Origin of the sequence: Brevibacterium sp. CS2 (genome assembly GCF_005280295.1) — a bacterium.
In the GTDB taxonomy this organism is placed as follows: domain Bacteria; phylum Actinomycetota; class Actinomycetes; order Actinomycetales; family Brevibacteriaceae; genus Brevibacterium; species Brevibacterium pityocampae.
Map to the genome: position 1 here is coordinate 397,705 of NZ_CP040020.1, position 14,278 is coordinate 411,982.

Sequence of the window (14,278 nt, forward strand, 5' to 3'; positions counted from 1 at the left end):
TCCGCAGATCGAAAAGGAGCCTTGTCATGAAGCGCACGCTCAAGCGACCCGCACTCACCATCGCCGCCTCCGCCCTGGGGTTCGGCCTCGTCCTCTCGGGATGCGGCGGGACCGACACCCCGGACGACGTCGAGGGCCAGACCGGCGACCCGAATGTCGATGCGCCGACGAGTGATGCTCCGGACCAGCGGCCGACCACCTCGACCGAGGATTCCGGCGGCGAGACCGAGGGCTCCGGACAGGGCATCGGAAACATCGATGTCGTCGAGACCGCGATCGCCACCGCCGAGGGAGAGGGCGGCACTGCCATGTCGATCGATCACGACGACAACGGCACGTGGGAGGTCACGACGCTCGACGGGGAGACGAAGTTCGAGTACTCGGTCTCCGCCGACGGCTCCTCGATCGAAGCGACCGAGGAGGATTCAGCGGACACCGAGGACACGGAGGAGCTCGGCGCGGCCGACATCTCTCTGCTCGAGGCCATCAACGCCGTGGGCGAAGCGCACCAGGGCGACCTCGACGACGCCGAGCTCGATACGGAGAACGGCGAGGTCCGCTACGAGATCTCCCTGCAGGGAGAGCGGATGGACTACCTCGTCGATCCCTCCACCGGCGAGGTCACCGAGGACAGCCGCTGACCCGCTCGGAGCATTCCCGGCCGCAGTTCTGCACCGACCCCCTCGAACCGCAAGGACACTTGTCGGCTCGAGGGGGTTCTCCGTGTCCCGGCGGAGGAGTACTGTCGGTTACGTGGACCGGCGACCGCCGGCCCGCCGGGACCGGAAGGAGATCCACGATGTCCGATGTGACCACCATGCTGGAGACCCACCCGAACGACTCCACCGGAGTCGACCGCACAGTCCTCGCCGAGTGCATCGCCGCATGCTTCGCCTGCGCGCAGTCGTGCACCGCGTGCGCTGATGCCTGCCTGGCCGAGGACATGGTCGCCGAGATGCGCCGCTGCATCACCACCGACCAGAACTGTGCGGACATATGCGCCGCCACCGGCGCCGTCCTCACCCGCCGGACCGCGGTCGATGCCGCTGTGACGCGCGCTCTGCTCGAGGCCTGCCGAGCGGCGTGCAGGGCCTGCGCGGAGGACTGCGAGCAGCACGCGGAGATGCACGCGCACTGCCGGGTGTGCGCCGAGGCATGCCGCCGCTGCGAGAAGGCCTGCGCCGCACTCCTCGACGTGCTGAGCTGAGGCGCTGACCAGCCGGTACCCGAGCCGCTCCGCACCGACCCTCTCGTCCCGATTCCTGTGCTCGGGCCGAGGGGGTTCTGTGTGTCCCCCCGAGGATCCTTCCGGCCCGGATGTCTGGAATGTGGACAAGCGCTCGCCACCGCCCCCAGGGAGACCCGTGACCGACCCGCGCAGCACCTCGGACTTCGACCGCCTCTTCTACGAGGATGACCCGGGCGCTCCGTCCGAATCCGCCCCCGGGCGTCGGCGTCCGCGGAAGAAGAAGACCGGACGGCGCGTCCTCGTCGGTGCACTGATCCTCGTCCTCCTCGCTGTGCTCGGCCTGGGGGCGTACGGCTTCTACGTCGCGAACCTCTACGACTCCGGGAAGCAGGAGGTCACCGACGAGGAGGCTTTCGGCGGGGCGCGGCCGGAGACCTCGGGCGAGGGCATGAATGTCCTGCTGCTCGGCTCCGACGCGCGCGACGAGGATGTCGACTACGAGAACTCGCGCGGATTCCGCAGCGACACGATCATGGTCATGCACGTGCCCGAGGATCGCTCCGGTGTCCAGATCATGTCGATCCCCCGCGACATCTGGGTCGACATCGAGGGCCACGGTCAGGCGAAGATCAACGCCGCGATGTCCTTCGGCGGACTGCCCCTGGCCACCTCCACGGTGAGCGACTTCATCGGCGCCCCGATCCACCACGTCGCGATCATCGATTTCGAAGGGTTCCAGGCGCTCACCGATTCCCTCGGCGGAGTCGAGGTCGAATCCGAGCAGTCCTTCGAGTCCGGCGGCCACTCCTTCCAGGAAGGCACGAACACCCTCGACGGCGAGCAGGCGCTCGCCTTCGTACGGGCCCGCAAGAACTTCGGCGACGGCGACCTCCAGCGCAACCGGAACCAGCAGGCGTTCCTGTCCGGTGTGATGAATGAGCTCATCAGCCGCGACGCGCTGAGCGACCCGACCCGGATCTCCGGGATCGTGCGTGACTTCTCGCCGTACATGACGGTCGACTCCGGTCGGAGCTCGGGGACCATCGGTTCGCTCGCCTACCAGCTGCGCGACGTCCGCCAGGACGACATCGAGTTCTTCTCCGCACCCATCGGCGGCCTGGGGACCTCCTCGGACGGGCAGTCCTACCTCAGCGTCGACGAGGATGAGCTCGAGAAGGTCCGCACGGCGTTCGCCGAGGACACCGTCGGCGATTACGCGGCACAGGCGGAGACTCAGCACCTGTAGGAGCGCGGTCCTATACTCGGACTCGTCCCAGTCCCCAGCCGGAGGTGGTGCGTGCCCTTCACCCGGACGGTCCTCGACGTCGCCGCAGACCATCCCGCCCGGCCCGCCGTCGTCGGGTCGGATGAACGCCTGACGTACGCCGAGCTCGTCACCGACTCCGCGCGCCTGTTCGCCGCGGTGTCCGGGCTCCACGCTGAGCAGGTCAGTCCGCCTGAGCCCGTCCCGGAGACCCACGGCATCCCGATCACCGCGGTGAGCCTGACCTCGGCCTTGCACACCGCCCGGATCATCGCCGGCCTCGGACTGCACCGCGCCGTGTCGGCCACGATCGACCCGCGCTGGCCGCTCGCCCACCAGGTGCGCGTCATCACGACCACCGGGATCGGCGTCGTCGTCAGCGACTCCGCAGAGCTCGCCGAGGCGCTCGCCGCCGCCGGCTGGACCGGCACCGTGATCCCCCTCGACCGACTCCGCGAGCGCGAGGCCCGGTCCCACCCCACCGAGCGGCCCGGGGTGCGCGACGGCGCCGAGGCGTTCCTCCTCCTCTTCTCCTCCGGCACCACCGACAACCCCAAGGCCTTCCTCAAGACCCGGCGCCAGTACCGCGACAACTACGCGGTCTCGAGCGCGCACCTCGAGCCCTGCCCCGGCGTCGCCACTCTGGCGCCCGGCCCGATGTCCTACAGCCTCACCCTCTACGCCCTCATCGAATGCCTGGCCTCGGGCGGGAGCTGCCACGTCGCGGACCGCTTCGATGCGATCGACGCCGGGCGGCGCGTCGCCGCGGAGTCGATCACCCGGGTCGTCGCGGTGCCCGCGGTCGTCCAGGGTCTCACCGATGCCGCGCGCCGCGACCCGGAGCGGTTCACCGGCCTCGAGCTCGTCGTCACCGGAGGGGCGAACCTGTCTGCGCGGATCCGCGAGGGCTTCGCCGCCGCGCTGCCGGCCGCTCGCCTCATCAGCTACTACGGGGCCGCGGAGATCGGCTTCATCGGCGACAGCCGCGCCGGCGACGGCACGCTCATCAGCATCTACGAGGGCATCACCGTGAGCATCCGCGACGACGCCGGGGCCGAGGTGCCCGCCGGCGAGGTCGGCACCGTGTGGGTGCACGCGGCCGCCTGCTCCGACGGTTACGTCGGCGCGACGAGCACCGCACGCCTGGTCGGTCCCGATGGGTTCGCCACGGTGGCCGACCAGGGCCGGATGGTCGACGGCCGGCTGAGCCTGAGCGGGCGGGCCGCGGACATCGTCGTCACCGGTGGGCACAAGGTCTCCCTGCCCGAGGTGGAGCGCGCCTTCGAGACCGTGGAGGGCCTCGGCGAGGTGTGCGCTGTCGGTGTCCCGAGCGCGCAGCTCGGCACCGTGGTCGCACTCGTCATCGAGGGCGGGGCACCGCCCAAGGCGGAGCTCCTCGCCCACGCGCGGGCTCATCTGGCCCCGCAGTTCGTCCCGGGCCGCTGGTACTCGGTGCCGCAGCTGCCGCGCACCGTGGGTGGCAAGATCCGCCGCGGCGAGACGACGGAGCTCGTGCAGGCTGCCGGGACCGGGGTGACGCGCCTGTGAGCCGGGGCGGAGTGGAGCGCCGGGGCGTCGTCGTCACCGGGGTGGGGGCGATCACCCCGAGCGGACTCAGCGTCCGGGAGACCTGGGATGCTGTGGTCGCCGGTCGCAGCGCCATCGACGTGCTCGACGGGGAGGAATTCGCGGACCTCCCGGTGCGGATCGGGGCGCAGGTGCGCGGATTCGATCCCACGGCCGTGGTCCCGAAGTCCCTGGCCCGGCGGCTCAGCGCCGTCCAGGCCTGGGCGATCGCCGCCGCCGACGAGGCGCTGCGGCAGGCGGGCCTGCTCGAGGGCGGAACGTCGGCGACCGGCACCACCGCGAGTCCGCAGGCGCCGGCCGTCGCACTGCCCTGGGACGCCCACCGGTTCGGCATCATCGCCGCCTCCGGCTCCGGGCCGGTCGCGGCGATGCAGGACGCCACCCGCGCACTCCTCGCCGGAGGCCCGCGCGGCGTGCCGCTGACCCTGTCGATCTACGGCGCCCCGGACGCCGCCGCGGCTCTGCTGAGCCAGCGCTATGCCGCGACCGGCCCGGCGCAGGGCGTCAACGCGACCTGCGCGAGCGGTGCAGTGGGGCTCGGCGAGGCGCTGCGGAGGATCCGCCACGGCTACGCCGATGCAGTGCTCGTCGTCGGGATGGAGGACTGCCTCAACCCGGTCAACCTCGCCTCGAACATCAACATGCGCGCGCTCGCCGCCGGGTACGAGGACGAGCCGAGCGCGGCGAGCCGGCCCTTCGACGCGGGTCGGACAGGGTTCGTCATGGCGGCGGGCGCCTCGGCGATCCTCCTCGAATCCGCGGACGCCGCCCGGGCCCGCGGCGCGGAGGTGCTCGCCGAGCTCGCCGGGGCCGGTGCGGCGAGCGACGCCCACCATCCGACAGCCCCGCACCCGGAGGGGCGGGGTGCCGCGCAGGCGATGCGCGACTGCCTGGCCGACGCCGGCCTCGGCCCCGAGGCGGTCGACCACATCAATGCCCACGGCACCGGCACCCCGCAGGGCGATGCCGCGGAGATCCGGGCGATCGACGCGGTGCTCGGCGCGCGGGCCCGGCGGGTGCCGATCACCGCGACGAAGTCGAGCACCGGCCACCTGCTGGGCTGCGGCGGGGTGACCGAGGCGATCCTCGCCGTGCGCACACTCGGCACCGGCCTCATCCCACCCACGCTCAACCTCGACGAGCCCGCATTCCCCGACCACGACATCGTCACCGGCGCCGCCCGGGAGGCCGAGGTGTCCGCCGTGCTGTCGAACTCGTTCGGGTTCGGCGGGCACAACGCCGCCGTGCTGCTGCGCCGGCCGGAGTGGCCCGGCAGCACCCCAGGGGCCCGCACCCGACGATCCCGACCAGACCACCTGCCCGAGAAGGAGACCCCATGACCGACCGTGAGACCCGCCACGCCGAGCTCGCCGACCGCTACCTGCCCGCCGAGCTGCTCGAGCGGATCCGGGGGCGGGCGGCGCGCTACGACCGGGAGAACGCGTTCTTCTCCGAGGACCTCGAGGAGCTGCGCGCGGCCGGGTACCTCACCCTGTTCGCACCGGAGGAGTTCGGCGGGCCGGGGCTCAGCGTCAACGAGGTCTCCCGCCTCCAGCAGCGGCTCGCGACCGCGGCCCCGGCGACCGCGCTGGGCATCAACATGCACCTCGTGTGCACCGGCACGATCCGGGCGATGCACGAGCGCGGCGACCGGTCCCTCGACTTCGTGTTCGACGAGGTCATGGCCGGTGAGGTGTTCGCGTTCGGGATCAGCGAGGCCGGCAACGACTGGGTGCTCCAGGGCTCGAACTCGTCCGCGGTGCCCGAAGGCGACGGCGGGTACCGGATGACCGGGAAGAAGATCTTCACCTCGCTGTCCCCGGTGTGGACGCGGCTGTTCGTCCACGGGCTCGACTCCTCGGACCCGGAGGAGCCGACGCTCGTGTACGGGTTCCTCGAGCGCAGCGCGGACGGGATCTCCGTGTCGGAGAACTGGGACGTCATGGGGATGCGGGCCACGCAGAGCCGCTCGACGACCCTGGACAACGTGCGGATGCGGCCGGAGAAGGTGGCCAGGCGGATCCCGGCCGGGCCGCACCCGGACCTGCTGACCTTCGGGATCACCGCGAACTTCCAGCTCCTCATCGCCTCGGTGTACGCCGGGCTCGCCGCCCGGGCGCTCGAGGTGGCGGCGGAGTCGCTGCGGAAGAAGTCCTCGGCCAAGCACGGCACGACCTTCGCCGAGATCCCGCAGTTCCGCGACCGGCTGGCCGATGCCGCGCTCGACCTCATGCCGGTGGCCGCGCAGCTCGAGGCGTACACGCGGGACCTCGACGAGCTCGTCGACCACGGGGCCGGCTGGCCGCGTCGGCTCGTGTCGGCCCGGATCAAGGCCGGCGAGGCGGCCAGGCGCGCGACCGAGTCCGCGCTCCACTGCTCCGGCGGGGCCGGCTTCGACAACAGCCACGAGCTGGGCCGGCTCTACCGCGACGCGCTGGCCGGGCTGTTCCACCCGGCGAGCCCGGATGCCGCCCGCCCGATGTTCGCCGCCGCGCTGTTGGACGATTGAGGCTCCCGATCGCGGCTGCGCTCACCGGACTCCGCTCGATTCGAACGAGACCTCGATGGTCGGCATCGCACTGGCCGCTCTCGGGCCGCTCGCGTTCGGTTTCGGCCTCGAGGTGTCGCGGTCGTGGACCTTTCCGATGATCGGGCTCGGAGTCATCCTGCTCCTCCAGGCGATGAACGGGATGCGATCCGGCCGAACCGGGTCCGGGGCGGCGTAGGATGAGCCCCACTCGCACCTCGTCGAGGAGGACCCCATGTCACTCGATCCGACCGGATACGACGCCCTGAGCTTCGACTGCTACGGCACGCTCATCGACTGGGAGGCCGGCATCGCTGCCGTGATCGGCCCGTGGGCCCGGCGGCACCGACCGGAGATGTCGGACGAAGGCGTGCTCGTGGCGTACTCGGAGAACGAGGCCGCGGTGCTCCGCGAGACCCCGGGGATCCTGTACCCGGATGCGCTGCGGGAGGCGTTCCGGCGCACCGGCGAGGCCCTCGGCCTGCCGGTGACCGACATCGAGGCCGATACTCTGGGCGACTCGGTGCCCGATTGGCCCGCTTTCGACGACTCCGCCGAGGCGTTGGCGATCCTCAAGGATCACTACGCGCTCGTCATCCTCCCCAATGTGCACCGCGCCGGTTTCGCGGCATCGAACGAACGGCTGGGTGTGGAGTTCGACGAGATCCTCACCGCTCAGGACATCGGCTCCTACAAGCCGAATCCGGCGAACTTCGAGGCGCTGGAGCGGAGGGCCGCGGAACGGGGGTGGTCCGGACGCCTCCTGCACGTGGCCCAGTCGCTGTTCCACGACCACGTGCCGGCGCAGCAGTTCGGGCTGCCCGGCGTGTGGATCAACCGTCGTCACGACCGGCCCGGCTGGGGCGCGACACCGGATCCGCAGGCATCCGTGGACATCGCCGCCGAGTACCCGTCACTCATGGACTTCGCCCGGGACGTGGAGAGAGCGTTGGGGAGGGAGAACTGACACCACGATCTGTCATATGACAGATCATGACGTTATTCGACACCCGCGGATTGACCGAGCCGGAGGTTCTGCGGCCTACTGAGGTGGTCCGCCACGGTATCGGATGGCCGGTTCGCATCCGCTGTCGAACCTTCCGGCCGTGATGCGGACTCCATCATCCGACGACCGGAGCGTGATCCGCCATGAGCCGTGCCCCCGAGCATCCCCGCTTCACCGAGTCCCCCGATGACGCCCAGTCCAAGACCCTGCGCGCCGCCGGGACCTGGACGGGTCAGCAGCAGACGCGCGTCGAGGTGCGGGACTTCACCTTCACGGTGGACGAGCCGGAGAGGATCGGCGGCCGTGACGAAGGCCCCACTCCCATGGAGTACCTCGCCGGATCAGTCGGAGCCTGCATCACCGTCGTCATCGACCAGGTGGCCGGCCGCCGCGGCCTCGCGCTCACGGGCATCTCCACGTACTCGCTCGCCCGCCAGGACCAGCGCGGGCTCGCCGGCACCGCCGACGTCCAGCCGTACTTCCACACCTACCGCCTGCAGGTGTGCGTGGGGACCCCGGAGACCGACGAGCAGGTGCTCCGGGACTTCGCCGCCGCGGTCGAGCACTCCTGCCCCGCGGTGAACCTCCTCCGCGATGCCCGCATCGACCTCACCGTCGCGTGGTCGTTCGCCGCCGGGGTCGAGGACGGCGCCGCTGAAGCCGCGTGCAACACCGCACTCGGCTACACCTCGCCGTCCGAGGACTTCACCGAACCCGTCATCACGTTCGAGAACGCGGATGCACCCGCACCCGCCGTCGGCGCCGAGGAGACGGGCGCACGCGCATGACCGCCGTCGGACTGTGGACGATCGGACTCGCCTCGGCCTACACCCTCTGGCTCGTGGTGGGCGGCCGGGTCGTGCTGCGCCGCCGGCAGACGGGTCGAGCCGGATTCTTCGTCGGGGGACGCACCTTCAGCCCGTGGACCGTGGCCTTCTGCATCACCGGCCTGTTCTCCGGCTCGTCCTTCATCGCGATCGTCGAGCTCAGCTACCGGACCGGTGTGTCCGCCGTCTGGTACGGCGTCGCGGAGACCGTGCAGGTGCTCCTCATCGCCCTGCTCCTGGTCAAGCCGCTGCGCGAGAAGCTCGTGGTGACGGTGACCGGCATCATCGGTGACCGGTTCGGACGGGCGGCGAAGGCCATCAGCTCGATCATCACCGGCCTGACCTTCCCGATGTACTCCGTCGCCACCACGATCGCCTTCGCCTCCGCGCTGCACATGGTGACGGGCCTGACGCTGCCGCTGTCGATCGCGGTGACCGCCGCCGTCCTCCTCGCGTTCCTCTCCTCCGGGGGCATGCACTCGGTGGCCTTCAGCCAGACGATGAACGTCATCATGATCTCCCTGATGTTCGCCGTCGGCGTGTGGGCGATCGCGGTCTCCCCCGGGTTCGGTGGAATCGCTGACTTCCGGACCGGCCATCCCGAGATGTTCGATCTCTCGAGCGCCGGCGTCTCGCTCATCGCCGCATGGTTCGGCACCTTCATCATCAACGTTCCGCTCGCCCAGGCCGCTTTCCAGATGTCGATGTCGGCCAGCAGCCCGGAGAACGGCCAGAAGGGCCTCTATCGGGCCGCGATCATCGGCGTCCCGCTCATCCTGCTCGGTGTGTTCCTCGGTGTCGCCGCGGCGGCGATCGTGCCGGATGCCGCACTGCCGCTCGTGGCCATCCCCGAGTACATCGTCGGGGTGCTCCCGGCGTGGGCGGCCGGACTGTTCTTCGTCGGTCTCTGGGCCTGCGCCCTGGGCTGGGCCGGACCGTGCCAGTTCTCCGGCGCCACCTCGCTGGGCCGGGACCTGGGCTCGGCGCTCAACCCGTGCGCCACGGAGGCCCAGCTCGTCCGCTACACCCGCTGGGCTCTCGTGGGGCTCACCGTCGTCATGGTGGTGTTCGCCCTGCTGCGGTCCGAGCAGTCGGCGTGGTGGAACGTCATGGCATGGACCCTGCGCAACGGCGCGACCTTCGCCCCGGTGCTCGCCGCGTTCTTCTGGCCGCTCGCCACGCGGTCGGCCGTGCTCACCGCGCTGCTGGCCGGATTCGGCTCCGGGCTCACCTGGTACACGCTCTCCGACTTCGATCCGGCGGCCTTCTTCCTGGGCGTCCACCCGGTGTGGGTCGGCATGATCGCGAACCTCACCGGCCTCACCGTCGTCACTCTCATCCAGCGTCGCTGGGTCACGGTGCCGGCCGGGCGGCGCAGGCAGCGCGGGCAGCTGTTCCTCCTCCTCGCAGCCGCAGTGGCCGTCCTCTCCGTGTTCGCCTGGTCCTGGCTCGCCGGGCACGGGCTCGTCGGCATGGCGCTGTTCCTCATCGTCGTCGCGCTGTTCGCCGCGACGGTCAGCCTCACCGTTCCGGCGGAGCGGGGAGCCGAGTCCCCGTCGAGCTCCGCGGAGCTCGCGCCGTCGACGGCGGGCGAAGCGAACGAAGACGGCCACTGACCCGAGGGCGCTGCGCTCCTCGCACCCGCCCGCCGCGGACTGACCGCACCGACCGCTGAGCCGGGAGCATCCCGCCTCACTCACCCGGCGGCGCGGGTGAAGCGCTCGCCCCATTCCGCGATCCGTGCGCCGAGCTCCGGCGGCGACACGATCTCGAAGTCCGCCTCGACCGCACCGAGCGCCATGGCCGGCCAGTCGAGGGTGTCGGTCGTCATCCGCAGCCGGGACCGCTGCCCGTCGATGTCCTCGATGACGCCCCACCCGTCGAGCGCGGCACGCACGCGGGCGACGGGTGCGTGGATGATGACGTCGACCGCGTAGCGGGAGCTCGCGCTCTCGATGCCCTCCCGGACGAACGCGGCGGCGTCCTCCGCAGGCAGTTGGCGCGGTCGGAACCGGGCCCCGGTGCCGCTGGGCCCGCGGAGTCGATCGAGCCGGAAGCTCCGCCAGTCGTGGCGGCCGAGGTCGTAGGCCACGAGGTACCAGCGACCGCCCAGGGAGACCAACCGGTGCGGCTCGACATGGCGCTCCGCCGTCCGGTCGTCAGCGGTCCGGTAGTCGAAGCGCAGGCGCTCGTCGTCGCGGCAGGCCTGGGCGATGGCGGTGAGGGTGTCGGCTTCGACCGCCGGACCCGCAGTGCGCGGTCCCCAGGTCGCGGGCACGGTCATGGCCCGCACCGCATCGACCCGCTGCCGCAGCCGCGGCGGCATGACCTGGACAACCTTGGTCAGGGCCTGGAGAGCGGACTGCTCGATCCCGGCCACCGAGCCCTGGGCCGCCGACTGCAGTCCGACGGCGATCGCGATGGCCTCGGCGTCGTCGAGCACGAGCGGCGGAAGTGCGGCACCGGCGGCGAGCCGGTATCCCCCGCCGATGCCGCGATCGGCGTCGACGGGGTACCCGAGTTCCCGCAGCCGCTCGATGTCGCGGCGGAGGGTCCGCGGGGTGACCTCCATCCGCTCGGCGAGCTCGGCGCCGGACCAGAACCGGCGGGTCTGGAGGAGGGAGAGGAGCTGAAGCATCCGTGTGCTCGTCGACATGGATCCAGAATAGGCACGATTGTGGACAGAAACTGACCTAAAGACTCGAGAGCATGGTTCCACGCCGCCGAAGACGGCCCGCTCATCCCCTCAGGAGGAACCGTGATCCACGCCCGATCCCTCACCAAGACCTTCGCGACAGGCCGTGCGCAGCCGGTCCAGGCCGTCCGCGGCATCGACCTCGACATCGCGCCCGGAGAGCTCGTCGCGGTGCTCGGCCCCAACGGAGCCGGTAAGACGACGACCATGCGGATGCTCACCACCCTCATTCCCCCGACCTCCGGCACCGCCACCGTGGCCGGTTACGACGTCGTCGGCGATTCGGCCGAGGTGCGCCGGCGGATCGGCTACGTCGGCCAGGGCAACGGCGGCGGCCACACCCAGCGCGCACGCGACGAGCTGTACACCCAGGCTCTCGTGTACGGTCTGTCCCGCCGCGAGGCCCGGCGCCGCACCGACGAGCTCCTCGAGGTCCTCGGGCTGCGCGAGCTCGCCGCGCGCAAGGTCTCCGAGCTGTCCGGCGGGCAGCGCCGGCGACTCGATGTGGCCATCGGTCTCGTCCACGCTCCCCGGCTGCTGTTCCTCGACGAGCCCTCCACCGGTCTCGACCCCCATAACCGCGCCAATCTGTGGCAGCACATCGCAACGATGCGCAGCTCCCACGACATGACGATCGTCCTCACCACGCACTACCTCGACGAGGCCGACGACATGGCCGAGCGCGTCATCGTCGTCGACCACGGCCGCGTCATCGCCGACGACACCCCTGATGCGCTCAAGTCCCACCTCGCCGGTGATCGCATCGGCCTCACCGCCCCGGACGCAGCAGCGGCCGCGCGCACGGCCGAGCTGGTCTCGCACGGCCCCGGCGCCCGCGAGGTCGCCGTGCACGGCACCGTCGTGACGGCCCGGGTGACCGACGGCCCGCGCGCCCTGCCCGGGCTGCTCGCCGCGGCCCGGGAGTCGGGCATCGACATCGCGGCGGCACACGTCGACCGCCCCACTCTCGACGACGTCTTCCTCGCCCTCACCGGCCGCAGCCTCCGCGAGGAGACCGCACCGAAGCCCGCCGCCGAACTCGCCCCTCTCCCCGGAAAGGACGCATGATGACCACCCCGACGCCCGCCCAGGCCGCACCCCGGCCGGCACCTGCAGACCGGACCACCCGCCGCGGCGCGAGCGCACCGCTGCGCGACACGTGGATCGTCATGACCCGTGAACTGCGGCCCGTGCTGCGCGATCCGTTCTCCCTCGTCTTCAGCCTCGTCCAGCCCCTCGTGTTCCTCGGCCTGTTCGGCCCGCTGCTCGCCGGCTCGCTCGGCGGGGAGCAGGTCCTCGGCGGGAATGTCTGGCAGTGGTTCGTCCCGGCGATCCTCGTCATGACGACGCTCTTCGGCACCGCCACCACCGGCTCGAACCTCCTCTACGAGTTCCAGACCGGAGCGCACGAGCGCATGCTCGTCACCCCGCTGTCCCGCTCCTCGCTGCTCGTCGGCCGCTCGCTCAAGGAAGTGCTGCCCCTCATCGGTCAGGCGCTCATCGTCATCGTCGTGATGATCCCCTTCGGGTTCCGGGCCGACGTCCTCGGTGCGGCACTCGGCCTGGCGCTCCTCGCCGTCCTCGGCGTCGGCCTGGGATCCCTGAGCTACGGCCTGGCGACCGCGGTCCGCAAGCAGGACTGGATGTTCTGGGTCGTCCACCAGACCCTGATCTTCCCGCTCATGATCCTCTCCGGGATGCTCCTGCCGCTGGATTCCGGACCCCGGTGGATGCAGATCGCCGCCACCGCCAACCCGCTGGCATACGTCGTCGAGGCCGAGCGGGCGCTGTTCGCCGGCGACTTCTCCTCCCCCGCCATCCTCTGGGGATGGGTCGCCGCGCTCGCGACGGCCGCCCTCGGCCTCGCACTCGGCGTCCGCCTGATGAACCGCAGCGCGGACTGAACCTCACACAACACAACGAAACGGAGACCATCATGACCATCCTCGTCACCGGAGCCACCGGAACCATCGGCAGCCTCATCGTCGACCAGCTCCTCGCCGCCGGAGAACAGGTGCGCGCACTCACCCGAAATCCCGCCGCGGCGCACCTGCCCGCAGCCGCCGAGGTCGTCGCCGGCGACCTCACCGATCCCGACTCGCTCACCGCCGCCTTCGACGGCGTCTCCGCCGCCCACCTCATCACGTTCGGCGGAGACGAGGGAGAGGCCCTGACGACCGGTCCCCGGATCGTCGACCTCGCCGCGCGGGCGGGAGTGCGCCGGATCTCCGTGCTCGGCGGCTGGGAGGAGACCTCGATCGAACCGGCGCTGCGGGAGTCCGCGCTGGACTGGACGGTGGTGGGGCCGGCGGAGTTCATGTCCGGCGCCCTGGAGTGGGCCGAAGGGATCCGTGCGGACGGGAGGCTGCGGATGCTCGCCGACTGGCCGAGCGCCGTCGTCCACGATTCCGACATCGCCGCCGTCGCCGTCGCCGCACTCACCGAGGCGGGGCACGCCGGGCGCACCTATGTCGTCACCGGTCCGGAGGTGCTCACGCCGGCCGAGCGGGCGCACCTCATCGGAGAGGCCATCGGGGAGGACATCGTCTTCGAACAGCTCACCGTCGAGCAGGAGCGCGAGCGGCTGCGGTCGTACGGCTATCCCGAGGACTACGTCGCATTCGGCATCGAGCTCGCGACGAATCCGCCGGCGGAGGCCGCCGAGGTGCACGACACCGTCGCACGGGTCACCGGGCGCCCGGCCCGCACCTTCGCCCAATGGGCGGAGGAGAACGCCGAGGCCTTCCGGAGGGGATGATCGCCGCCCCGCAGCTCAGCGGTGCCGCGGGGCAGCAGCGCTGCGGGGCCGCGGACCTTCAGCGCGATCGGTTGCGCGGGTGGTTCCGGGCCTGCCGTTCGTTGCCCCGGCGGTAGTTGCCGGTGAGCCGCGCCATGAGCTCCTGCGGATCCCCGGACTCCACGTCATCGAGGAAGTCCGCTGCACGGCGACCCCGCAGGGTGGTCGCGGGACGACCGTGATGCGTGATGACGACCGCGTCACCACGTTCGCGGTACTCGAATCCGGTCGGTCGGGTCATGCTCAGAGTATAGGGCGGATCCGGCCACCGAGCCGGGTGGTGCACGGCGGTGAGTCAGGGATTCGAACCCTGGGTAGGGGGTTGCCCTACAACGGTTTTCAAGACCGCATATGATCAACCATCGCCCCTGGTCACAGCCTCGCTA

General features: G+C 71.2%; 15 protein-coding genes and 1 tRNA gene. 13 read left to right on the top strand and 3 right to left on the bottom strand.

Annotation, left to right across the window (positions count from 1 at the left end):
• Window positions 1–26 precede the first annotated feature (26 nt).
• The 10 genes from FDF13_RS01735 to FDF13_RS01775 all read left to right on the top strand — a co-directional run bounded on the left by FDF13_RS01735 (window position 27) and on the right by FDF13_RS01775 (window position 10,016).
• Window positions 27–641, top strand: a complete 615-nt coding sequence (locus tag FDF13_RS01735; RefSeq protein WP_137318185.1) for a PepSY domain-containing protein — start codon at window positions 27–29, stop codon at window positions 639–641.
• Between the two features lie 158 nt (window positions 642–799).
• Window positions 800–1,207: a four-helix bundle copper-binding protein gene (locus FDF13_RS01740; protein WP_137318186.1), complete on the top strand. Its 408-nt coding sequence runs from the start codon at window positions 800–802 to the stop codon at window positions 1,205–1,207.
• Window positions 1,208–1,364: 157 nt separating this feature from the next.
• The gene (locus FDF13_RS01745; RefSeq protein WP_137318187.1) at window positions 1,365–2,435 is read left to right on the top strand and encodes an LCP family protein; all 1,071 of its coding nucleotides are present in this window, start codon (window positions 1,365–1,367) and stop codon (window positions 2,433–2,435) included.
• Window positions 2,436–2,486: 51 nt separating this feature from the next.
• Complete coding sequence (locus FDF13_RS01750; protein ID WP_137318188.1) at window positions 2,487–4,001, top strand: class I adenylate-forming enzyme family protein; 1,515 nt, start codon at window positions 2,487–2,489, stop codon at window positions 3,999–4,001.
• Window positions 3,998–5,380 (top strand): beta-ketoacyl synthase, encoded by a 1,383-nt coding sequence (locus FDF13_RS01755; RefSeq protein WP_254668860.1) that lies wholly within the window; start codon window positions 3,998–4,000, stop codon window positions 5,378–5,380. Before FDF13_RS01750 ends, FDF13_RS01755 begins: the two co-directional genes overlap by 4 nt.
• The gene (locus tag FDF13_RS01760) at window positions 5,377–6,549 is read left to right on the top strand and encodes an acyl-CoA dehydrogenase family protein (RefSeq protein ID WP_137318189.1); all 1,173 of its coding nucleotides are present in this window, start codon (window positions 5,377–5,379) and stop codon (window positions 6,547–6,549) included. The genes FDF13_RS01755 and FDF13_RS01760 overlap by 4 nt, the downstream gene beginning before the upstream one ends.
• Window positions 6,550–6,604: 55 nt before the next feature.
• Entirely contained in the window at window positions 6,605–6,766 is a 162-nt protein-coding gene (locus FDF13_RS14600) for a hypothetical protein (protein ID WP_175406804.1), read from the top strand.
• Between the two features lie 36 nt (window positions 6,767–6,802).
• Window positions 6,803–7,534: an HAD family hydrolase gene (locus FDF13_RS01765; protein ID WP_137318190.1), complete on the top strand. Its 732-nt coding sequence runs from the start codon at window positions 6,803–6,805 to the stop codon at window positions 7,532–7,534.
• Between the two features lie 182 nt (window positions 7,535–7,716).
• Complete coding sequence (locus FDF13_RS01770; RefSeq protein WP_137318191.1) at window positions 7,717–8,361, top strand: OsmC family protein; 645 nt, start codon at window positions 7,717–7,719, stop codon at window positions 8,359–8,361.
• On the top strand, window positions 8,358–10,016 hold the full coding sequence (locus FDF13_RS01775) for a sodium:solute symporter (RefSeq protein ID WP_137318192.1): 1,659 nt from the start codon (window positions 8,358–8,360) through the stop codon (window positions 10,014–10,016). The genes FDF13_RS01770 and FDF13_RS01775 overlap by 4 nt, the downstream gene beginning before the upstream one ends.
• A gap of 80 nt (window positions 10,017–10,096) precedes the next feature.
• Here the strand turns inward: FDF13_RS01775 and FDF13_RS01780 are convergent, their stop codons facing one another.
• Window positions 10,097–11,056 (bottom strand): YafY family protein, encoded by a 960-nt coding sequence (locus tag FDF13_RS01780; RefSeq protein ID WP_137318193.1) that lies wholly within the window; start codon window positions 11,054–11,056, stop codon window positions 10,097–10,099.
• A gap of 102 nt (window positions 11,057–11,158) precedes the next feature.
• On the opposite strand from FDF13_RS01780, the gene FDF13_RS01785 reads away from it, so the two are divergent.
• From FDF13_RS01785 to FDF13_RS01795, 3 genes are all read left to right on the top strand, one after another.
• On the top strand, window positions 11,159–12,163 hold the full coding sequence (locus FDF13_RS01785; RefSeq protein ID WP_137318194.1) for an ATP-binding cassette domain-containing protein: 1,005 nt from the start codon (window positions 11,159–11,161) through the stop codon (window positions 12,161–12,163).
• A 101-nt stretch (window positions 12,164–12,264) separates the two neighbouring features.
• Window positions 12,265–12,999 (top strand): ABC transporter permease, encoded by a 735-nt coding sequence (locus FDF13_RS01790; RefSeq protein ID WP_254668950.1) that lies wholly within the window; start codon window positions 12,265–12,267, stop codon window positions 12,997–12,999.
• A 32-nt stretch (window positions 13,000–13,031) separates the two neighbouring features.
• The gene (locus FDF13_RS01795; protein ID WP_137318196.1) at window positions 13,032–13,853 is read left to right on the top strand and encodes an NAD(P)H-binding protein; all 822 of its coding nucleotides are present in this window, start codon (window positions 13,032–13,034) and stop codon (window positions 13,851–13,853) included.
• A 58-nt stretch (window positions 13,854–13,911) separates the two neighbouring features.
• Here the strand turns inward: FDF13_RS01795 and FDF13_RS01800 are convergent, their stop codons facing one another.
• Both FDF13_RS01800 and FDF13_RS14605 read right to left on the bottom strand, forming a co-directional pair.
• A complete protein-coding gene (locus FDF13_RS01800) occupies window positions 13,912–14,133 on the bottom strand; it encodes a hypothetical protein (protein ID WP_101652577.1) in 222 nt (73 codons plus the stop codon).
• Window positions 14,134–14,177: 44 nt separating this feature from the next.
• A tRNA-OTHER gene (locus FDF13_RS14605) sits at window positions 14,178–14,272 on the bottom strand.
• Between the last annotated feature and the right edge of the window lie 6 nt (window positions 14,273–14,278).